Annotated in this window: 22 protein-coding genes; 17 read left to right on the top strand and 5 right to left on the bottom strand. The window is 36.6% G+C overall.

Annotated features, from left to right (window positions below):
• Positions 1 to 3 precede the first annotated feature (3 nt).
• Both efeB and RUH95_RS00450 read left to right on the top strand, forming a co-directional pair.
• A complete protein-coding gene (gene efeB, locus RUH95_RS00455) occupies positions 4 to 1,278 on the top strand; it encodes an iron uptake transporter deferrochelatase/peroxidase subunit (RefSeq protein WP_313890846.1) in 1,275 nt (424 codons plus the stop codon).
• Positions 1,256 to 2,974: an FTR1 family iron permease gene (locus tag RUH95_RS00450; RefSeq protein ID WP_313890845.1), complete on the top strand. Its 1,719-nt coding sequence runs from the start codon at positions 1,256 to 1,258 to the stop codon at positions 2,972 to 2,974. The genes efeB and RUH95_RS00450 overlap by 23 nt, the downstream gene beginning before the upstream one ends.
• Before the next feature lie 44 nt (positions 2,975 to 3,018).
• Here RUH95_RS00450 and RUH95_RS00445 read toward each other — a convergent pair whose 3' ends face one another.
• Positions 3,019 to 3,387 carry a hypothetical protein gene (locus RUH95_RS00445; RefSeq protein ID WP_313890844.1) on the bottom strand — a complete coding sequence of 123 codons (369 nt, stop codon included), beginning with the start codon at positions 3,385 to 3,387 and terminating at the stop codon, positions 3,019 to 3,021.
• Between the two features lie 61 nt (positions 3,388 to 3,448).
• Positions 3,449 to 4,096 carry a PAQR family membrane homeostasis protein TrhA gene (gene trhA / locus RUH95_RS00440; RefSeq protein WP_313890843.1) on the bottom strand — a complete coding sequence of 216 codons (648 nt, stop codon included), beginning with the start codon at positions 4,094 to 4,096 and terminating at the stop codon, positions 3,449 to 3,451.
• Between the two features lie 134 nt (positions 4,097 to 4,230).
• Here trhA and RUH95_RS00435 point away from each other — a divergent pair, with 134 nt between their 5' ends.
• From RUH95_RS00435 to RUH95_RS00400, 8 genes are all read left to right on the top strand, one after another.
• Positions 4,231 to 4,800 (top strand): DUF1836 domain-containing protein, encoded by a 570-nt coding sequence (locus RUH95_RS00435; protein WP_313890842.1) that lies wholly within the window; start codon positions 4,231 to 4,233, stop codon positions 4,798 to 4,800.
• Complete coding sequence (locus tag RUH95_RS00430) at positions 4,797 to 6,305, top strand: amidohydrolase (RefSeq protein ID WP_313890841.1); 1,509 nt, start codon at positions 4,797 to 4,799, stop codon at positions 6,303 to 6,305. Before RUH95_RS00435 ends, RUH95_RS00430 begins: the two co-directional genes overlap by 4 nt.
• Positions 6,306 to 6,379: 74 nt before the next feature.
• Entirely contained in the window at positions 6,380 to 6,688 is a 309-nt protein-coding gene (locus tag RUH95_RS00425; protein ID WP_313890840.1) for a magnetosome magnetite crystal formation protein family, read from the top strand.
• A 25-nt stretch (positions 6,689 to 6,713) separates the two neighbouring features.
• A complete protein-coding gene (coaW, locus tag RUH95_RS00420) occupies positions 6,714 to 7,535 on the top strand; it encodes a type II pantothenate kinase (RefSeq protein WP_313890839.1) in 822 nt (273 codons plus the stop codon).
• A 167-nt stretch (positions 7,536 to 7,702) separates the two neighbouring features.
• Complete coding sequence (locus RUH95_RS00415; protein WP_053589685.1) at positions 7,703 to 7,903, top strand: cold-shock protein; 201 nt, start codon at positions 7,703 to 7,705, stop codon at positions 7,901 to 7,903.
• Between the two features lie 86 nt (positions 7,904 to 7,989).
• Positions 7,990 to 8,652 carry an MOSC domain-containing protein gene (locus tag RUH95_RS00410; protein ID WP_313890838.1) on the top strand — a complete coding sequence of 221 codons (663 nt, stop codon included), beginning with the start codon at positions 7,990 to 7,992 and terminating at the stop codon, positions 8,650 to 8,652.
• A 12-nt stretch (positions 8,653 to 8,664) separates the two neighbouring features.
• Positions 8,665 to 9,132, top strand: coding sequence for an SRPBCC family protein (locus RUH95_RS00405; protein ID WP_313890837.1), 468 nt, complete (start codon positions 8,665 to 8,667; stop codon positions 9,130 to 9,132).
• Complete coding sequence (locus tag RUH95_RS00400; protein WP_313890836.1) at positions 9,129 to 9,725, top strand: metallophosphoesterase family protein; 597 nt, start codon at positions 9,129 to 9,131, stop codon at positions 9,723 to 9,725. Before RUH95_RS00405 ends, RUH95_RS00400 begins: the two co-directional genes overlap by 4 nt.
• Here the strand turns inward: RUH95_RS00400 and RUH95_RS00395 are convergent.
• Positions 9,722 to 10,114: a reverse transcriptase-like protein gene (locus tag RUH95_RS00395; protein WP_313890835.1), complete on the bottom strand. Its 393-nt coding sequence runs from the start codon at positions 10,112 to 10,114 to the stop codon at positions 9,722 to 9,724. The genes RUH95_RS00400 and RUH95_RS00395 overlap by 4 nt on opposite strands.
• 101 nt (positions 10,115 to 10,215) lie before the next feature.
• Between RUH95_RS00395 and RUH95_RS00390 the strand changes: the two genes are divergently transcribed.
• Positions 10,216 to 10,398 (top strand): zinc-finger domain-containing protein, encoded by a 183-nt coding sequence (locus tag RUH95_RS00390; RefSeq protein WP_313890834.1) that lies wholly within the window; start codon positions 10,216 to 10,218, stop codon positions 10,396 to 10,398.
• A gap of 43 nt (positions 10,399 to 10,441) precedes the next feature.
• On the opposite strand, the gene RUH95_RS00385 is transcribed toward RUH95_RS00390, so the two are convergent.
• The gene (locus tag RUH95_RS00385; RefSeq protein WP_313890833.1) at positions 10,442 to 10,642 is read right to left on the bottom strand and encodes a cold shock domain-containing protein; all 201 of its coding nucleotides are present in this window, start codon (positions 10,640 to 10,642) and stop codon (positions 10,442 to 10,444) included.
• A 151-nt stretch (positions 10,643 to 10,793) separates the two neighbouring features.
• Between RUH95_RS00385 and RUH95_RS00380 the strand changes: the two genes are divergently transcribed.
• From RUH95_RS00380 to RUH95_RS00360, 5 genes are all read left to right on the top strand, one after another.
• Complete coding sequence (locus RUH95_RS00380) at positions 10,794 to 12,473, top strand: formate--tetrahydrofolate ligase (RefSeq protein ID WP_313890832.1); 1,680 nt, start codon at positions 10,794 to 10,796, stop codon at positions 12,471 to 12,473.
• A gap of 88 nt (positions 12,474 to 12,561) precedes the next feature.
• Positions 12,562 to 13,197: an HD domain-containing protein gene (locus tag RUH95_RS00375; protein WP_313890831.1), complete on the top strand. Its 636-nt coding sequence runs from the start codon at positions 12,562 to 12,564 to the stop codon at positions 13,195 to 13,197.
• On the top strand, positions 13,194 to 15,080 hold the full coding sequence (locus tag RUH95_RS00370) for an ABC-F family ATP-binding cassette domain-containing protein (protein ID WP_313890830.1): 1,887 nt from the start codon (positions 13,194 to 13,196) through the stop codon (positions 15,078 to 15,080). The genes RUH95_RS00375 and RUH95_RS00370 overlap by 4 nt, the downstream gene beginning before the upstream one ends.
• Before the next feature lie 28 nt (positions 15,081 to 15,108).
• Positions 15,109 to 16,221, top strand: a complete 1,113-nt coding sequence (locus RUH95_RS00365) for a conserved virulence factor C family protein (protein ID WP_313890829.1) — start codon at positions 15,109 to 15,111, stop codon at positions 16,219 to 16,221.
• Between the two features lie 171 nt (positions 16,222 to 16,392).
• Positions 16,393 to 18,930, top strand: coding sequence for a winged helix-turn-helix domain-containing protein (locus RUH95_RS00360; RefSeq protein ID WP_313890828.1), 2,538 nt, complete (start codon positions 16,393 to 16,395; stop codon positions 18,928 to 18,930).
• Between the two features lie 716 nt (positions 18,931 to 19,646).
• Here the strand turns inward: RUH95_RS00360 and RUH95_RS00355 are convergent.
• Positions 19,647 to 20,528, bottom strand: coding sequence for a LysR family transcriptional regulator (locus RUH95_RS00355; protein ID WP_313890827.1), 882 nt, complete (start codon positions 20,526 to 20,528; stop codon positions 19,647 to 19,649).
• Positions 20,529 to 20,660: 132 nt separating this feature from the next.
• Between RUH95_RS00355 and RUH95_RS00350 the strand changes: the two genes are divergently transcribed.
• On the top strand, positions 20,661 to 21,425 hold the full coding sequence (locus RUH95_RS00350) for an alpha/beta hydrolase (protein WP_313890826.1): 765 nt from the start codon (positions 20,661 to 20,663) through the stop codon (positions 21,423 to 21,425).
• Positions 21,426 to 22,127: the final 702 nt, after the last annotated feature.

Genomic DNA, 22,127 nt, shown 5'->3' with positions numbered 1-22,127 from the left:
CAAATGGACACGAAGCAACCAGATAGTTTCTTTAAAAAGAAAATCAGCCGGAGAAAAATGCTCAAGTATTCTGGAGCAGGTATTTTAGGTGTAGTGATTGGTGCAACTGGATTAGGTTCTATTGCTAATACGCTCGGCTACTCCATTGTGGAAGACGATATGACCGTAACGGATAAAATACCTTTTTTCGGAAAATCACAGTCTGGTATTAAGACGGAAGTTCAAAAACATATTTACTTTGCTTCTATAAATGTAATCGTTCAATCCAAGACAGAACTGGAACAGTTATTTAAAGAATGGACTCCCTTAGCGGTTAGAATGATGAATGGCCAACAAATAGAGGAACCAGCTACGAATGCCTATATTGCAGCAAAAGATACTGGAGAGGCAGTTGGTCTTTCAGCTTCCAACTTATCACTGACTTTTGGAGTTGGCCCAAGCCTATTCCGAAAATCAGAATTAGGATTAGAACGTGTAAAACCAAAAGAATTAGAAAAATTACCTCATTTTCCTAAAGATCAGTTGGATGATAGCTATTCTGATGGAGATTTATGCATTCAGGCATGTGCAGATGATCCTCAAGTTGCTTTTCATGCTGTTCGTAATCTTATCCGAGCTGCCTCTGGAAAAGTTACATTAAAATGGACTCAAGCAGGGTTTAATTCATTTCCAGTGAATAATAATAAAAAACAAACACCAAGAAACTTATTTGCATTTAAAGATGGTACTGGTAACCCTAATGTAAAAAATACGAGTGAAATGAAAGATATTGTGTGGATTCAACCAGGCGAGTCTGTTCCATGGATGGTAGGTGGTACATATTTAGTAGCTAGAAGAATTCAAATGCATCTAGAGACATGGGATCGTACTGCTTTAGGTGAACAAGAGGCAACTTTCGGCCGTCATCGTGATAGTGGTGCGCCTATAGGTAAAACAAAGGAATTAGATGATATGGAGCTTACTCGCACAGATTCAGCGGGTAAACCTATAGTGCCGATCACGTCTCATGTACATTTGGCGAAGCAAGTGAAAGATCGTATGTTGAGAAGATCCTTTTCCTATTCCAGTGGGATCGATCCTAAGACAGGAGTTTTTGACTCTGGTTTATTATTTATTTCATTTCAAAAACAGCCAAAGCAGTTTATCAATATTCAAAATAGTTTAGGTCGTGTGGATAAATTAAATGAATATATTACCCATCGAGGCAGTGCAATATTTGCATGTTTCCCTGGTATCCAAAAGGGGAGTTATATCGGTGAAACACTTTTTAAAGCATAAATTAAGTACGTTAACATGCTTTGTACTCGTTTTTCTTTTCCTTTATTCTGCACCTGCCGAGGCATCTAATTCATATAGCGAACTATATATTTCTATTAGTGATTCGATCATGAATACGAAAAAAGAAGATGAAGGCGCAGCAATAAAAGCTCTTGAAAGCTTCCAAAAAGTTTGGGTAGAACTAGATTTCGAAGATAGTAAACGAGTGAATGATATTAATCTCACCTTTCAAGAGGCCTATGAGGCAAAAAGTTCTGATGAACGATTAAAAAGCCTCCAACGGCTCGCAAAAGATTTAGCTGCACTTGAAAAAGAACAAAATCCTGTAGATGAATCGGAAGAACGAAAAGGCTTCGGGACTAAGATTCAACCAGCTCTTGATCAATTAAGTACTGTAATAAATACAAAAGATCAACAGGAGATATCAAGGGAATATACAAAATTTGTAGCCTCTTGGACAAAAAATGAGCGGCCAGTTAGAGAAATTGATATCGCAAGTTACGGTAAAATTGAAACTCAATTAGCATTTATGCGAATTAGTTTAGCAGAGGATATTCTTGATGTAGAGCAGTTTCAAGGTCAATTTGACATGCTACAAAGTGTAATGGACGATTTTGTTGCCGGTGAAATTGTAGAAGGACCAACAGGAGATTACTCACTAACAACGCTTATTGTATTACTGAAAGAAAGCAAAGATCTTATAAATGATTCGGAGTACGAGCCAGCAGTAAGTAAATTAGTCAAGTTTATCGAAATTTGGCCAAATGTTGAAGGGGATATTCGCACAAAAAATGCAAGTCTTTATACGAAAATCGAAAGTGATGTTCCAGTACTCGTTAGTAAACTAATGAAAGACTCCGTGGATAAAAAGACAATTAATACATCAATAAGTTCTTTTATTACGGAAATAGAACTATTACAGACAACTTCCAATTACACGTATTGGGATTCAGCTTTAATTTTACTTCGCGAAGGTTTAGAAGCATTACTAATTATTATTGCACTAATAGCTTTTTTGAAGAAATCAAATCAACAAAGTATGCAAAAATGGATTTATGTAGGTGCTTTTGTTGGTCTAGTAGTAAGTGCTATTGCAGCTGTAATTCTTTCTACTATTTTTCAGTCTGTTTCGGCGGGTACGAGCAGAGAAATAATGGAGGGGTATGTAGGTTTAGGAGCAGCGGTTCTCATGATGGGTGTTGGGATTTGGTTGCACAATAAATCAAGTATAAATTCATGGAATCGGTATATACAAACGCAAATGCATCAAGCCATTTCAACTAGTAGTATTTTTTCAATGGCTACTGTTAGCTTTCTTTCTGTATTTAGAGAAGGGGCTGAGACAATTATTTTTTATGCTGGAATTGCTCCTAAAATGTCTACATTTGAATTAAGCTTAGGAATTGTTATTGCTTTGGCGATTTTGGTGATTTTTGCAATTGTTTTAGTTAAAGTAAGCAATAAAATACCAATTCATCGATTTTTTATAGTCGCAACGATTTTAATATATGTATTGGCATTTAAAATAATCGGCGTGAGCGTTCATACATTACAGTTAACGAGTGTTATTCCAATGTCTCCAGTTGATAAACTGCCTGTAATTAGTTCTATTGGTTTTTATCCAACACTGGAAACATTAATTCCTCAATTGTTAATAATTGTCGTAATTATTTGGAATTTCCTTAAACGTAAATGAACAAAAAAAGAAGTTTTTCACGCGTAGAGCGGAAAAACTTCTTTTTATTTATTCATTTTCAAAATATAGCGAATTCCTTCTACAAGTAAAGCCGCAAATAAGCCGAATGATGTTGCGATGAATAAGGATAGGATCCCAGCTAAATCTCCAAAGCCATCTTTTCCAACGATAAACGAGCGAAATAATTCGATAAATCCGATTGCTAGGCCAGCTGCAAATAGATAAAAGCCAATTCGTAAGTTATAAAATAACAAAGCTGCTGAGAATGCTCCTGCAACGACGGAAAATGCTGCAAAAGCAATGAAATTCATAATGACTAAATCTTGACCTAATACGTATCTAACACCAAGTATTAATAAAAATAATGATAGGAAGGTAATGGCTCCTCCTACTTTTCCGTAGCTCTTTAACAAAATGACCGCCTACTTTCTCTATCACTATCATAATAGAAAGTATGGAAATTTCCAAATAACATTATAAAACAAAATAATAAACGCAAATGAAATGACTAGAAGTGCCAAGCAAAATAAATACATGAAAAACTTCATGAAAGCCTAATTTTTTTAAAAAGGAAATTTTCGGCTTTAAACCATATATTATCCCGCCAATTGTGTAAAGTACTCCACCAAGTATTAGATAAAAAAGACCTTGTGAACCTAATGATTCAGCTAGTGGTGATGCTAAAAAAACAATAATCCATCCCATTCCAATATACAAAGCAGTGGAAACCCATCTCGGGCAATTAAACCAAATCATTTTAAAAAGTACACCACTTATTGCAATGAAAGAAATAATCCCAAATAACACATAACCCGTCGTACCTTTTAAGGTGATTAAGCAAAAAGGTGCATATGTGCCAGCTATAAGTAAATAAATCATCGAGTGATCTAAGCGTCTAAAAAATTGAATCACACGGTCTTTTGCTTTGACCATATGGTATGTTGCAGAAGATGCATAGAGCAAAATCATGCTTAACCCAAAAAGAAGGATTGCTGTGATGGAGAGAAGTGTTGTACCCTCCAATGATACTTTAATAATCATCGCAATTAATGCAATCGCAGAAAGTAATGCTCCAAATAGATGTGATAATCCGTTAAATGGTTCTCTAATATAATTTCCCACTTTAAATACCTCCACTTTGTTATGTAGTATTTATAACTACTTAGTATAATACTCTCGTGATAACTAATAGTCAATGTTTACTGAATACTTTTTTTAGGATAATATAGAGACAATAATTTAACGGAGGAATTCAATTGATACATTCTGAAGAAATACTAAAAAAACTGTCATTAGAAGCAGCGATACATGAAGGCGAAATTCCTGATATTGACTTGTATATGGACCAGGTTATCCAATTATTTGATTCTAAATTTGGAGAAACCGTGCGAAATGAAGAGGAAAAAATTCTAACGAAAACGATGATTAATAATTATGCAAAAGGAAAATTATTCATCCCAATCAAAAATAAAAAGTATTCCAAGCAACATATTATGCTTATTAGTCTTATTTATCAGTTAAAAGGTGCACTTTCGATAAATGATATAAAAGCTACGTTAGATCCTGTTAATCAAAAAATAGAAAAAGAGAATTTACAACTAGAAGCATTTTATTCTTCATTAGTTAGCTTACAGCAAAATAATGCGGAAAACTTTTTGGATGAAATGAAAAGTCATGAAGCAGAAGTGGAAAAAGAAGTGGTGGATGATGAGCTAAAACAAATATTATTTATCGCATCTCTTGCAAATATGAGCAATATATATAGAAAAGCTGCCGAAGTACTTGTCGATGATTTATTGAGCAATAAAAAGGATGTGAAAAAATGAAGGAACTATGGACAGACGGTTTTATTTTTACGATGAACGCACTTGATGAGAAAGTGGAAGCTGTTTTAATTGAAAATGGTAAAATTATTGAAATAGGCTTGAAAGCTGATTTATTCGCGTTAGCTGACCGGGTGCATTCTTTACGAGGTGCAAGTATGTATCCAGGGTTCGTAGATAGCCATATTCATATAATTGGTCATGGAGAAAAATTGGCGTACTTAGATTTATCAAAGTTTACTTCCATCGAAGATATTGTAAAAGAAGTTTCGGCTCGTGTTCAAAAGGACAATTGGTATATCGGAGAAGGGTGGAATGATAATATTTTACATGAAGGCCGTCCAATTACTTGTAAAGACTTGGATGAACTATCTCAGAGTCCGATCGTTTTAAAACGAATTTGTAGGCATGTATTAACTGCTAATACAAAAGCGATGGAGCTTGCAGGTATTACAAAAGATACGCCGAATCCAGTAGGTGGAATTATTGGGAAAGATGAAGCAGGAAATTTAAACGGCTTATTTTACGATGAAGCGCAGCGATTAATTACGTCTAATATCCCTCCAGTTACAACAGAGTATTTAAAAGGAGTATTGCAGCAAAGTGTAAGTGATTTGCAGTCGAAAGGGTTAACGGGCGTACATACGGAAGATATGGCTTATTACGGGCCTTATACAGTGCCATTGCAGGCTTTTCGTGAAGTAATAGGGACAAGCTTTCGAACGCATTTATTGAGACATCATGAAGTATTTGAACAGATGAAAGGGGAGAGCTCAACAGAATTCGTTGAATTTGGTGCGATGAAAATATTCGTAGACGGTTCGTTAGGGGGGCATACGGCTTTATTGTCACAGGAGTATTCGGATAACCCTGGCAATAAAGGCGTTGCTGTCCATAGGCCAGAAAAGTTAGAGCAGCTTGTTCAGTTAGCAAGAAAATATGATGAAACGATTGCTGTTCATGTTATAGGAGATCAAGCAGTTGAAAATATTTTAAATTTAATTGAAAAATATCCACCTCCTCACGGCAAGAAAGACAGGCTAATCCATGTGAATATACTAAGGGAGGATTTAGTAAAAAGAATGTCAGCTTTGCCTGTTGTGCTAGATTTACAACCGATGTTTGTTCCTTCCGATTTCCCTTGGGTAATAGAGCGAATTGGAAAAGAGCGCTTGCAGTGGGCTTATGCGTGGAAAACATTAATCGAGGCTGGGCTTGACTGTTCGGGGGGATCTGATTCACCAATCGAAATAGCTGAACCTCTTTTAAGTATGGATGCAGCTGTTAATAATAGCTATTTGCCAAAGCAAGCATTATCGGCATTTGAAGCTATTTCTTTATACACAACTGGAAGTGCAAAAGCGATAGGAAAAGAAGAAAGTCGTGGTAAAATTCAAATAGGATTTGACGCAGATTTTACGATTGTCGATCAAACTTTAACAAACAAAACATTTACGACAGCAAAAGTTCTTCAAACGGTAGTTGCTGGAAATATTGTATTCTCGTAAAAAAATTAGTGAAAAGATGAAACTAAATAACAAACCAAAGCGTATAAACATAAAAAGAAAGGAGTATGATCTACATGCAAAATACAGGTTTGAAAATATTGCTTCATGCAAGTACATGGTTTGCGCCATTTTTAGTACCGTTTGTTTTATTTTTAGTAATAAATGATGAAGAAATAAAAAAACTTTCCATCCAAGCAATTCTGTTTCAATTAGTAATGGCTGTATTAATTACAGTATCTGCTTTCTTGATTATTTTATTAATTGGCATTCCAATGCTTATTATTTTTGGTATAATGGCATTTGTTGTTCCAATTATCGGAATAATAAAAGCTATCAATGGAGACACATTTAATTATCCAATCGTTGGCTCATGGATTAAATAAGTGTCCTAACTAAAGGGGAATTTGTATGGCAACTAGAATCGGTATTGATGCAGGTGGAACGCTAACAAAAATAGCTTATTGGAATGACGAGAAAGAGTTAACATTAATCAGCTTTCCTTCCACTGATTTTCAAGCGGTAAAGGGGTGGATTGATGCTGAGCATCCACTGGCTTCCATCTGCCTCACTGGTGGCCGTGCGGAGCAATTAAAAAACTACTTGTTATCAAAAAATGAAATCCCTTACATTGTTGAATTCGATGCAACAATGAACGGTGTAATGTATCAATTAAAACAAGAAAATAAAAAATGCGAATCAGCGATCATTGCGAATATTGGGACAGGCACTTCTATCCATATTATGAAAAACCAGCAACATAGCCGATTAGGTGGTACTGGTATTGGCGGTGGAACCTTGACTGGATTAGGAATGGCACTAACTGGTCTAGTTGATTACGAAGAAATGATAGAAATTTCCAAAGAAGGAAGTCGGACATACATAGATGTGTTAGTAAGTGATATTTATGAGAGCAATAAATTGCCGATAAAAGGATCTTTGACAGCGAGTAATTTCGGAGGAGTTGCGCTGAAAAAAAGTGACACAAAAAGCAATGCAGATTTGTTAGCAGGAGTGCAAGGGATTATTGGAGAAGTTGTTGCCTCCCTATGTATTCAAGTTGCTGAAGCGCATGAAGTAAGCGATATCATTTACATCGGTTCAACGCTAGAAAATAATGATTTATTGAAAAAAATAATTGAGTCATACACAAGGCTGAAACAGAAAAATCCGGTGTTTTTAGAGAAACATGGATACAGTGGTGCAATAGGTGCTCTACTGGAAAGTATTTAAAATTATTTTCAGCAAAACTGTTGCTTTAAAGGTTTTTTCGTGCTATATTTAAAGAGGATTATTTTTGCTTCGGTTTAGTTAGTAAGTGGCAACACTTTTACTTAACAGTGTTGAGCAAGGATAGTAACACAATGTGTGCAGCTGCTGCATACGAGGAGGAAATACACATGGAACAAGGTAAAGTAAAATGGTTTAACTCAGAAAAAGGATTCGGATTTATCGAACGTGAAGGCGGAGACGACGTATTCGTACATTTCTCAGCTATTCAAAGCGAAGGTTTCAAATCTCTTGACGAAGGTCAAGAAGTAACTTTTGAAATCGAGCAAGGCCAACGTGGTCTTCAAGCTACTAACGTAGTTAAAGCTTAATTTTAAACCTAAACTTTAACAGACTCTCATTCGAGGGTCTGTTTTTTTGTGTTATAATAACAGTAATAAATTTGGAGGTGTAAGCGATGTCTTTATATACTGAAGAGATGAAACTTATAGCAGTTTCAATTGGAAAACCTAGAACCGTCAAGAACGAAGCGGGCGAAGAATTATACTCAGGCATATTCAAAAATCAAGTAGAAGAAGCTCATTTGACGAAGGATGGTTTTATAGAAGATGATGTAGCAGACAAGAAGCATCATGGTGGGCGGGACAGAGCAGTTTGCGTGTATAGCGTTGAGCATTATACAAACTGGATGAAAGAGTTTCAAACACGCTTGCCGATTAGTGCTATTGGAGAAAATTTATTAGTTGAAAACATGTTGGAAGAAAATATACATATCGGAGATCGTTTTGCAATTGGTGAAACGATTATCGAAGTAACGCAAGGCAGAATACCATGCAATACAATCAATAAAAGAACGGGTATTGCGCAATTTATGAAAAGAATGATTGAAACGGGACATACCGGTTACTTATGCAGAGTAATTAAAGAAGGAAAAATAACAAAGCATGATAAAATCGAGAAGGTTTTCGAACATCCAGAAAAAGTAACGCTGTCATATGCTCATTCTATTTATTTTTTTCAAAAACAATCAAAAGAAGGTATTGAAAAAGTATTAAAAGTCGATGCATTGGCGGATGAATGGCGCGATAAATTTGAAAAAATGCTATCCAGACTTTCTTAAGGGGCTACTAACATGAAAAAGTGGAAAAGAGAAATTAGTATTAACGCACCAATCGAATTTGTTTGGCCATTTATTTATGGTGATCTAGAAAAAAAGAAATTAATTTTTCCAAAAGTAATTGCGGAAGAGATTATTGTACATAAAGAAGAAGTAGTTGGTTCGTTAATAAATCAAACGTATCAAAATGGCTCTTATATAGAACAGTATGAGCTAACAATTCTCAAATATACAAACGAAAGCAATTATAAAGCGTTACAAGAAAGCTTTTTATTAAATGATCGTTTTCGCATGACAACGGAGTATGAAATAGAGAGTCAAAGTAATATGACGACCAAGTTTATTTACACATCGATCAACAAACCAAAAAATATTTTATTGAATATATTTCAGTTGTTTGGAAACGATGAAGTAATTATGCGCTTTATGAATCGAACAAAAGAAACGATTGAAACGGCTTATGAGGAAGAACAGAATAGATGAAATATGCAATAATTGGAGATATTCATTCGTCTGTTGAAGATCTACTGGCTGTATTGCGACATATTCAAGAAGTAGAGCCAAATGCTGAAAAAATAAGCACTGGTGACTTATTTGAGTGCATAATTGGTAAGAAAAGAGCACAAAAAGAAGTATTTGATGCAATAGAAGATGTCTTAATCGAACCAGAAAAAATAATGCCACTTTTAACGTTTCCAACCGTTTATGGCAATCAAGAAGAAAGAATAGTGGCGATTTGCAAAGTAGATCATCCTATTATTCATTTTGTGAGTATGTTACCACAAAAGTTATATATTCAAGGTGCTTCCGTAACGCATGGACACGAATGGGACTGGAGCGGAGAACCGTGGACGCCACAAATTACGGAAAATGAGGAAAAACTATTTTTCTTCGGTCATAGTCACACTTCTAGCCTTTTTTTGAATGGAGTACGATCTGCTTTTCAGTTCGATGAAATAATACATCTGTCGTCTGCACATACTGGAGTTAATGTCGGCTCTGTTGTAACGAATAGAGAATGGGTACTATATGACTCCGAGGAACGGACAATTGAATTCAAAAAAACTGCCGATTAAGGCAGTTTTTTTTGTACAGCTTCTCTTGCCAAAGCGTGTGCGGCCTTGTTTTGATCATCTGGAATCCATTTAATAAAAAATAAATCGAACGTGTCAATAATAGGTAGTATTTTTTCTAACACCGCAGCAAATTCAGCGTTCTTCACATATCTTTTTTCTATCGCAGCACAAACTATTTGAGAATCCGTTCGTACAGAAACAATCGAAGGCATTAGCTTTTGAGCTTCTTCCATACCTCTAAGTAGGGCGATGAATTCTGTTGTATGATTCGTGCAACTGCCAATGTATTCACTTATTTTTATATGATGGCCTTCTCCTTTGATGAAAATACCTATGCCACTTGGACCAGGATTTCCTGTCGTAGAGCCATCAATATATACTTCAAGCATTATGTATCACCTGTTTTTCTTGTTTTTATTTAGAGAAAGGGGCTTGCAATAAAAAGTGCAAAAGTAGTAAAATATGACTCAATAATGTTAGGAGAATGAACATGAAAAAAGTACAAATCATACAGGAGATAGATTACTTATTAACAAAGTATTGTGAAGAGTGCTTTGTTAGAACTCAACTCCGTAAAGAGAGAGGAAGGGCGGGGGCGCATAGTTTTTGTATCGATCAGTGCACCGTTGGAGAAAAAATAAAACATGCAGGAACAAAATTAGCTGAAAAATAAAAAGGCCCACGACAATTTTGGCCGCGGGAAGAACAATTTCTTGCTAGATTTTGTTTACGTTTGCAGCTTGAGGTCCTCGGTTTCCTTCAACTATTTCGAAAGTCACATCTTGTCCTTCTTCCAATGCTCGAAATCCGTCTCCTTGAATACCTGTAAAATGGACAAATACATCTTCTCCATCATTGTACTCGAGAAAGCCATAACCTTTTTCGTTATTAAACCATTTTACTTTCCCCTGATGCATCAAACGTTCCTCCCTTAATCCACTAAGTATTCTGATAATGGATAGATAAACTATATATTAAATGACAAGATTCGTCAATAATATGTCGAAAATCAGGTGATTTTTTAACTGTTAAACATTATATAATAAAAGAAAAAAGGTTGGGATAAACATGAATGTACAAATAGAGCCTCTTTCCGATTTAAGTATTGCCAAAAATGCAAAAATGAAACCTATTAAACATATTGCGGATAAAATTGGTATTTCTGAAGATGCATTAGAACTTTATGGAAACTTCAAAGCGAAAATTGACCCAACAAAAATTACAATAAAGACAAACCCAGGGAAAATTGTTTTAGTTACTGCAATTAGCCCAACCGCAGCAGGAGAAGGGAAATCTACTGTTACTGTTGGACTTGCAGATGCTATGCAAAAAATTGGACAATCTGTTGTCGTAGCGTTGCGTGAACCTTCTTTAGGTCCTGTTATGGGAGTAAAAGGAGGGGCAACAGGTGGAGGTTATGCACAAGTTTTACCGATGGAAGAGATCAATTTGCATTTCAACGGTGACCTCCATGCTATTACTACTGCTAATAATGCACTAGCTGCAATAATTGATAATCATCTACACCAAGGAAATGATTTGAAAATTGATCCAAGAAGAATCGTTTGGAAACGAGTATTAGATATGAATGATCGTGCACTCCGTCATATTACGATTGGACTTGGAGGACCAACTCAAGGGGTTCCTCGTGAAGATGGATTTGATATTACAGTTGCTTCTGAAATCATGGCTGTACTTTGTCTTGCAAAGGATCTTTCCGACTTAAAAGAAAGACTTGCTCGAATTGTTATTGGTTATACATATGATAAAGAGCCTGTTACAGTGCGTATGCTAGGCGTTGAAGGTGCGCTCACTTTATTGCTAAAAGAAGCAATTAAACCTAATTTAGTACAGACGATAGAGGGAACACCTGCCCTCATTCATGGTGGACCATTTGCCAATATTGCACATGGATGTAATTCGATCATTGCGACCAAAACAGCGACTAATTTAGCGGATGTTGTTATTACCGAAGCAGGATTTGGGGCAGATTTAGGTGCCGAAAAATTCATGCATATTAAATCGAGACAGGCCGACTTTTCTCCAAGTGCTGTCGTAATTGTTGCTACAATCCGTGCGCTTAAAATGCAAGGTGGGAAACAAAAAGATACATTAAAAGAAGAAGATGTAGATGCTTTACTTCATGGAACGAATAATTTAGAAAAGCATGTGGAAACAATTCGAGCATTTGGTATTGAACCAGTTATTGCTTTAAATAAATTCATCACGGATACAAAAGCAGAAACAGATGCTTTACTAGCGTGGTGCAAGGAGAAGAATATATCGATAGCACTTACAGAAGTATGGGGAAAAGGCGGAGCAGGTGGAGTTGAGCTAGCCCAGCTAGTACTTCGTGAGTTAGAAAAACCATCGAACTTTGCTCCATTGTATGATGTGTCTGATTCGATTGAACATAAAGTACGAACGATTGTTCAGCAAGTATACGGTGGGGAAGATGTTGTGTTTACTGATGCAGCTAAAAAGCAAGTTGCTCAAATCGAATCGTATGGCTGGGATGCTTTGCCGATTTGTATGGCGAAAACGCAATATTCTTTATCAGATCAACCAAAGCTGTTAGGAAGACCAACTGATTTTACGATTACTGTTCGCGAAGTATTACCAAAACTAGGAGCAGGCTTTTTAGTATGTTTAACAGGTGATATTATGACGATGCCTGGACTGCCAAAAAAACCATCTGCACTGAAAATGGATGTTACAGAAGACGGACAAGCAGTAGGGTTATTTTAATAAGCTAGAAAGACTGCCTAAAAAGCGGTCTTTTTTGTTTTTTTTGTATATAATGAAATAGATGATTCAGGTTAAGGAGAATGAAAAAATGAATCCTATTGAACAATGTGAACAGTTAGTTAAAGAAGTGTACAAGCACTTTGATGCAAGTCACGACTTTCAACATATTGAAAGAGTACGCAAAAATGCATTTGAAATACTCGAAACGGAGCCTAATGCAAATAAGGAAATAGTAGAATTGGCAGTTCTTTTGCATGATGTGAGCGATCCGAAATACGCAACGGTACAAGAGGTTTCGGAAGAGGACCGCATAATAGCGCTGTTAAATTTACCAGTAGAAAAAGTGTCTCATATAAAAGAGGTTATCCATTCCATCTCATTTAATGGTGGGAATGAAACAGAAGCTAAAACAATCGAAGCAAAAATTGTTCGAGATGCAGATAGACTGGACGCAATTGGTGCAGTAGGCATTGCTAGAACATTTGCATACGGAGGAGCAAAAGGAAGAAAGCTTTACAATTCCGAAGAAACTCCACGTGAAAATATGTCTGTTGAGCAGTATCGTACAAAAGATACAGCATCCGTTACTCACTTCTATGAGAAACTATTGCTTCTAGCAAATGGTATGCTAACGGAAAAAGGAAAAGAATTAGCAAAAGAAAGACATCAATTTATGGAGTTATTTCTACAACAACTAAGAATAGAAACAGGTGAAGCACTATGAGTCATTTAATCATTTCAAATTTAACAAAAACAGTCGGAGAAAAAACACTGTTTGAAAATATATCTTTCACGATAAACAATCAAAACCGTGCAGGATTAATCGGTATTAATGGGACTGGTAAATCTACATTTCTTTCGATTATTGCTAATGAACTAGAAGCGGATTCCATCGATAGAGATCATCCAAACAAATATCGTATCGCTTATTTAGAACAACAACCAACTTTTGAAAAAGAAGAAACGGTTCTGCAAGCGGTATTTAGCGGAGATTCTCCTATACTAAAAATAAATCGTGAATATGAAGAAGCGTTAGCTGATTTAATGGAAGACTCTAGTTCAACCGAGCTTCAAAATCGACTAATGGACTTACAAGTAAAAATGGATGATTTACAAGCATGGGACATAAATGCACTTGCTAAAACAGCGCTGACAAAATTAGGACTTACGCAGTTTGAAGAGTCTGTTTTACATTTATCTGGTGGACAACAAAAACGAGTAGCTCTAGCAAAAGTATTGATTGAGCCTGCTGATTTACTATTGCTGGACGAGCCTACAAACCATTTAGACAAAGAGTCGACAGATTGGCTACAAGAAATGTTGCAACGCGTAGAAGGGGCGATTATTTTCGTTACCCATGACCGTTACTTTCTAGATGCAGTTGCTACACATATATATGAACTTGCGGATAAAACATTATATACACATACAGGAAACTACGCAGACTATCTCGAATCAAGAGCGCTTCGCGAGGAAATGAACGCTTCTTCTCAGCAAAAGCTTCAAAACTTATACCGAAACGAATTAAAATGGATTCGCAGAGGTGCAAAAGCACGTTCGACAAAACAAAAAGCTCGGAAAGATCGTTTTGAAGAGATCGATGCAAAGGTAGACAGAAATAATTCTAATCAAAACTTGGAAATGGAATTAGCTACAACTCGTCTAGGTAAGCAAGTGCTTGAAGGACAATCGATTTCCAAAGCTTTTGGAACGAAAAAAATTGTAGATGATTTCTCATTCCTTCTACAAGCTGGCGATCGAGTTGGTATCGTAGGTCCGAACGGTGTAGGTAAAAGTACGGTATTAAAAATGCTAGCAGGAGAACTTGCAATGGATTCAGGTGAAATTATTGTAGGATCTACAGTGAAATTAATGCATTTTAAACAACAATTACCCGAGATGAATGAACAATTAAGAATGGTTGAATATGTTCGAGAGTCTTCCAATCTAATTGAAACAGGTGCAGGAGAGAAATTTTCTGCCGCTCAAATGCTAGAGAGATTTTTATTCCCATTAAACACGCATGGTACGCAAATCGGCAAGTTGTCGGGTGGCGAGAAAAAGCGACTTGTACTGCTAAAAATGCTAATGGAGCAGCCAAATGTTTTATTGCTCGATGAGCCTACGAATGATTTGGATATTCAAACGCTATCAGTATTAGAAGATTTCATGGAAACATTCCCTGGAGTTATTATTACGATTTCGCATGATCGCTTCTTCCTAGACCGAATTGCTAAAAAGCTTTGGGTACTAAACGGAGACGGAGCGGTTGGCGAATGGCTTGGTGTATATTCGGATTACTTGGAAACGAAAAAAGAAGCACCGGTGACACCACAAGCTCTAGAAGTTGTGATAGAAGATACTCCTGTTAAAGCGGTGAAGGAAAAAAAGAAGTTTTCCTATAAAGAGCAGCGTGAATGGGAAACAATAGGAGCAGAAATAGAGAAATCAGAACAATTAATCGTAGAGCTAGAAGAAAAAGTGCTGAAAACTGGTGCAGATTTCACGAAACTTCAAGAGCTAACGACACAATTAGAAAATGAAAATGAAAAATACGAGCAATTAATCGAACGTTGGTCTTATTTAGAGGAAATTGCTACTTCGTAATGATGAATTTTGTGGAGGTAAAGAAAAGATGAAAATCGTATCAATTGAACCAACCCCAAGTCCAAACACAATGAAAGTAATTATTGATTCGGAGCTACCTTTTGGTAAAAGCCATAATTACAAAAAGGATAATAGTGTAGATGCGCCGAAAGAAATTCAAGATTTATTTAAAATTGAGGGCGTAAAAGGTGTTTATCATGTCGCAGATTTCTTAGCGGTAGAGAGAATTGCAAAGTTTACTTGGGAGTCTATTTTAGCTTCTGTAGAAAACGTATTTGGAGCAAATAACGAAGAAGAGCAAATAGAAAAACCGCTGGAACATTATGGGGAAGTGTATGTACATGTTCAGCAATATAAAGGAATTCCGCTTCAAGTAAAAGTGTTTGACGGTGAATCAGAGTCAAGGTTTGGTTTATCAGCAAGATTTATAAAAGCGCTGGATGAGGCAATGGAAGGAGATAAAGAAAATTATATTCTCCTTCGAAAATGGGTCGATTTTGGTGTTCGCTATGGTGACCAAAAAGAAGTTGGCGAGCAGTTAGTAAACGAACTAGAAGCAACTTTCCCAGAAACAAAGTTACAACAATTAATCGAAGATAAAGATAAGCCGGCAGATGAAAAACCTGCTGTTCGAGTTCCTTTTTCTTTAGAACAATTCAAAGCAAGTGAATGGGAAACTCGCTTCCAACTGTTAAATAATTTGATCAATCCGGAGCTGGAAGACCTTTCTATTTTGGCACTTGCAGTACAAGATGAGCAAATATCGATTCGTCGTCTAGCAACGGTATATTTAGGATTAATAGAAGATGAGGCCGTTATTCCTTATTTGGAAATCGCCTTAAAAGATAAAAGTGCCGCTGTTAGAAGAACTGCAGGAGACGCAATGAGTGATCTGGGATTCGGGCAGTTTGAAGAAGCGATGAAAACAGCACTCTTTGATAAAAACAAGCTAGTAAGATGGAGAGCGGCCATGTATTTCTATGAAATAGGGACGGTAGAAGCACTTCCCACTTTAAAAGAAGCAATGGATGATAAGGAATATGAAGTCAAACTTCAAATTCGCATGGCAATTGCTCGAATCGAAGAAGGCGAAGAAGCAAAAGGCTCTGTTTGGAAGCAAATGAATGAAGCTCGAAAATAAATAAACTATCACAACCTCACTCGAACAAGGGTGAGGTTTAAATTATTAAAATTTTTACGAATTTTGAACTAAAGTAATCGCTTTTCTATTATAATAAGAACTATGTATAAAAATGAATGATGAGTCATTTAGCTTAATGACTATTATTAATCGGAAAGGAGGAACTAACGAATGCCACCACCAATTTTGTTACACTCAAAAATAACAGTGCCACATGCCGCATTAGAGTCGATTGAAAGAGAACGTTTATTTGATTTACTACGCCATACTGGAGCAAAAAAAATAACGATTTTACGGGCACCAGCTGGATATGGCAAAACAACACTTCTGAGCCAATGGTTTAGCCAACTGAATGAATCTGTTGCATGGCTTTCAATAGATACGACAGATAATGACCCGATACGTTTTTGGAAATATATTATTGGTGCAGTGTCAGATGCAGTAAAAAGTGATATCGATTTTAGATTACTTTCTTTATTGGACGAGCAGTCCTCATTAGAATTATTAATAGATTCTTTTTTGAATGAAATTGGTTCGATAGAGAAAACAATACATATGGTCATCGATGACTATCACTTAATAGAAGGTCAGGCTATTCATACGACGATGGCTCGATTTATAGAATACCTACCTAATAATGTTTGTGTTTATATAACAAGCCGCATTGATTTACCATTTCCTCTTGCAAAGTGGCGTGTGAAGGCATGGCTGACTGAAATCGGTGTGGATCAGCTGCGCTTTACGTATAATGAAATACAAAATTTTTATAGGAAGCAAGAATTAGGCTATGACAATACAGAGATACTCCAACAAGTATTTGAAAAGACAGAAGGCTGGGCAGCTGGTATTCAATTAGCGGGGCTTATGTCGTTAAAAACGGAGTGGAACGTAGAATCTTTTGAAAGTACGCATCCGTTTATTACCGAATTTTTACTTCAGGAAATTTTATCGTCACTTTCATCGGAAACACAGGATTTTCTAGTGCAAACCTCGATATTAAACGAACTAAAGCCAACAATTTGTGATGCGCTTACAAATCGTACTGATAGCCATTCTATATTGATGGAGCTTGAAAAAAAGGGATTATTTATCGTGCGATTGCATACGAGCGAACCGGTTTTTCGCTATCATCATTTATTTGCAGATGCTTTACAAATTGAACTAAAGCAGCGCTATTCACAAGCAAGCATGTCATCCTTATATGAAAAAGCAGCGGCTTTTTTATGTGAGCAGAAAGATATTATTTCTGCGATTGAACTTTTGATGCATGGGAAACAGTATAAAGTAGCTGACGAGTGGATATATGAGTATCTTGTTTATATTTTTACTTCTAAGCAAATTTCTACATTCACACGCTGGGTTCAACTATTGCGCGATAGTAGTTGCGCTGTACATGTGGAAACGCTTGTGATGTACATTGTTACATTAGCTAATTCTTTAAAAATGAATGAAGCGAAGGAATTGATTCTGGAGTTAGAACAGAAGCATATACAAGAACAATGGATGGATGAAGAAGAGTTTAAAGGTATTGCAAGTATTTTAGAAATGGTAAAAGGATATGTTTTATTTGCAATCGGAGAAGATTTGGATCAAGTAGCTGAAATTGTTAAAAAGCACCTTGAAGAGGGAATAGTCAGTACGAGATGGGATAAATTCCCGATTCAATATAATTTAAGCGAAGCTAGAATTCTACGAACTGGTATTGCTTCCAGAGGGAAGTTATGGTCATTTGAAAAATCAGAATCTTTTATCGGGCTATTTCGTGGTACTGAATTAAAGGAAAGTAGCATGACTGTATTTAGTTACGGTGTATCTGCGGAGAGTTTGTATGAAAGAAGCTTGATTGATTTTTGTATCTTGGAATTAGAAAAAGCATTAAAATCCGGTTTGGAATGGAAAGATCCAGGTTTATTTATCCCGATGTATATATTGAAAGCGCGCATATATGGTGCACAAAAGCAATTTATTGAGGCGCAAGCTATATTGGATTATGCGATGAAGATGACAAAAGAAAAGCATTGGATTCGTTCATTGCATGCGATGAAAGCGCATTGTTATGTGATGGAAGAAGATATTATCCGTGCGGAGCGAGAGCTTAATTTGTCGATGGGGTTAAACAGTCATGATGCTGAGTCGGAAGAAGTATTTTGGTTGTTAGTGCAAGCACGACTTTTTATCGCTAAAGGAGAAATAGAGAAAGCATTAAAGTCTATTTTACATGTGAAGGTACAAGCGATAGAAGAAGAGCAAATGTCGACAATTATCGAAACAACCGTGTTGGAAGCTGTTTGCCATGAAAAATTATTGAATGAAGAATTAGCAATAACAACATTGCATCAAGCGTTGGAGCATGGTGTAAAATATTTGTACGTTAGAACGTTTACAGATGAACCAGATGTAATGAAATTGTTGAAAAAATATGTGCGCATACGTCGCGGTGAGGGACAGGAGCACTTCGATTCCATTGCGATGCCTTATGTGGAACATTTAGCGGGGCCGGTAGAAGAAGATTCTGTTTTAGATTTACTTACACGACGAGAACGGGAAGTTTTGCAATTGCTCGCAAACGGTTCGTCTAATATGGAGATTGCAAGTAAGTTGGTGCTTTCAGAAGGTACTATACGAATTTATTTGTCTAATATTTACAGTAAGCTTGGTGTAAATTCACGAACACAAGCAGTTATACATGCAAAGGAATTGAATATCTAATAAAAAATGGGTAAAAAGACGCCCAATCCTTTAAAGCAAAAACATGCTTAGTGTCCCAGTCTCAGGCTCGCTTCAGGCTTCCCATTGGCCTATACGATGAACGGTAAAATTTTAAAAGCTTGTTGGAGGTGGCTGCACCGCTTCCCACAAGCTTTTTCGTCGGTCATCGTATGGCAAATGTTCGTCTTACGCTCGCCAGAAACTTCCGTACCAGGTAGTTAAATGCTTTTGGCAATAGAAGAAGCAAGTGATATTCTATCTATTATGTAGGCTGCCAAAGATGCAATTTTGGCAGCTTTTTGTAGGTTTTTAGAAAGCGACACTTCCATATCTGGATAGAAAGTGGAGAAGTAGATGACAAACTTACTTCGTACGAAAATTGTTGGTCTATTTCTAATAAGAAGTGTCCATGAACTTTTTCTCTTCTCTTTACATGAAAAGGCTTAAGTAGAAAGAACATGAATACATTCCCATAAGCAGGGTGGATGTAGTGAAAAGCGGCGACTAGGGTGGGAAAATTACAAGCTGAAGACCCTGGACTGAGCGTAGCGGAACTTTGTTTTGTGACGAGTAACCGCAGGAGCACAGGAAGCGGCTGAAGCCGTGCCCACCGAACGCGCCCGCTTGTAACGGAATCCACTTCCACATCCCTATACTTCCTTCCTATCGATATGTATCTTGAACTCTGTGTTCAAGCTGCGTTTTTAAAGCTACTTTTATTTATTTAAAAAATAATCGAGTATAAATTGTTGGAAGTTAGCCGCAGCAGGTGATAAATAGCGATTTTCCACTATTGCCATGCCGATTACTCGTTCACATACCATGTTTTGTATGCGTAATTTTGCGATTTTATTTGTATTTATGTCTTCCCCATCTGGCAATATCGAAAAACCTAGTCCTGCTGCAACGAAACCAGCAACAGTCGCCACTTCATCTCCTTCAAAAGTAATATTTGGTTGTAAACTGGCCTCAGTAAAAATCCCATCTGTCGTATTGCGTAGTGCATACCCTTTTTTCATCGAAATAAACGATTCCTGTACTATTTCTTGTAACGTAATACTTTCGCGCTTGGCTAGTTGGTGATTGATTGGAACGATAACGAATAATTCATCACGCCATAGTTCTGTCCATTTAATCGGTTTTTCATATTCGATGGAAGCGAGCAGACAAAGGTCTAAGCCACCAGCTTTTAATTGCTTTAATTGAATATGCGTATGGTTTTGCTTCAATTGAAACGTAATATGCGGATACTGCTCATGAAAGGCTCGGATGATATTCGGAACAGTACTCGTACCAAGTGTATGTAAAAAGCCAAGTGATACTTCTCCTTGTTCTGGATTGATGAGCTGTTGAATTTCATCCAGTCCATCATTCATTTCATTTAGAATGCGATTAACGCGCTGTAAAAACATCATACCGTAACGATTTAATACAATAGACCTACCTTGTCGATCAAATAAAGGAACGCCAATTTCATCTTCTAAGCTAGCAATAGATCGACTTAGCGCAGGTTGCGAAATAGATAATATTTCTGCAGCACGAGTCATATGTTGAATGTTTGCAAGTGTTTGGAAATATTCTAGTCGTTGCCATTCCATGTATACAACTTCTCCTTTAGTTATTGATACCTTTTATGCATGATTGTGATAAAAATAATAAATTATACTTTATGAATTGTCAATGATAGGATTAGTAACAAGATGAGATGGTAAACAAAAGGGGATATTCAAATGAAAGTTGTCGCACCTAAATCTTTTACATTCATAGGCGGAAATCGGGCTGTATTATTGCTCCATGGATTTACAGGAAGTACGAAAGATGTGAAAAGATTAGGAGAATACTTACAAAAACGTGGTTTTACTTGTCATGCACCAATGTACAAGGGGCACGGGGTAACACCAGAAGAACTATTGCAAACAAGTCCAGCTGACTGGTGGCAAGATGTTGTGGATGGTTATCATCATTTGAAAAATCAAGGATATACAGAAATTGCAGTGGCAGGTATTTCGTTAGGTGGCGTATTTTCTTTAAAAGTGGCGGAAGAATTTCCAGTAAAAGCAGTTGTATCGATGTGTGCACCAATTAAACGAAGCAATACAAATGGATTATCTGAACGTTTGTATAATTATGCAAAGCTGTATAAATCTTTTGAAGGAAAATCAAGAGAAATTATCATAGAAGAATTAGAAGTTTTAAAAAATGTACCGAAAGATTCTTTAAATGGTGTTCAAGCACTTACTGAAAATACATGTGAGGATTTACATGAAATTACATCACCAACACTTGTATTACAAGGGGTTCTTGACGATGCTATTTATCAAGAAAGTGCACCGTTTATCCTTGGGCAAGTAGAGGCAGATGAAAAAGAAATTATTTGGTATAAAGAATCAGGACATATTATTACAGTAGGAAAAGAAAAAGACAAAGTATGTGAAGATGTGTATGCATTTTTAAATCAAGTAGATTGGTCAACCCCAACTCAAGCAGTAGTATAAGACAAAACACCTTCGACTAGAAGGTGTTTTTTACGTTCATAAGAATAAGAAAGGGAGTATATAAAAATGTAGCATGAACACAGGGTTTACGGTACCTATAGAGAGGAAGCGAGTATAGGGATGGGGAGAGTAAATTTCGTTACAAGCTGACGCTTTGCTTTCCTGCGGGGCTTTCAGCTCGCACTGTTCTCACTGGAGTCGCCGTTTTTCACTACATTCATCCTGCTTATGGGAGTGTATTCATGTTCTTTCTACTTTAGCCCTTTCATGTAAGGGGGAGAGAAAAAAGTTCATCAACACTTCTAGTTAGAAATAGATCGACAATTTTCGTATGAAGTAAATTTGTCATCTACTTTTACACTTTCTATCCAGATATGGAAGTGTCGCTTTCTAAAAACCTACAAAAAGCTGCCAAAATTGCATCTTTGGCAGCCTACATAATAGATAGAATATCACTTGCTTCTTCTATTGCCAAAAGTATTTACCTACATGGCACTGAAGTTTCTGGCGAGCGGAAGGCGAACATTTGCCATACGATGATCGAAGAAAAAGCTTGTTGGAAGTAGTGTAGCCACTTTCAACAAGCTTTAAAAATTTTACCGTTCATCGTATAGCCCAATGTGAGCCGGAAACTGCGTCGCTAAGTAAAGGGCCGGGCGTCATTTTGCTCGGTTTTTCTTATGATATAATGAAATACAAACG

Source organism: Psychrobacillus sp. (assembly GCF_032154225.1).
Lineage (GTDB): Bacteria > Bacillota > Bacilli > Bacillales_A > Planococcaceae > Psychrobacillus.
The sequence above is the reverse complement of the archived record's forward strand: the minus strand, read 5'-3'. Positions and strand labels throughout refer to the sequence as shown.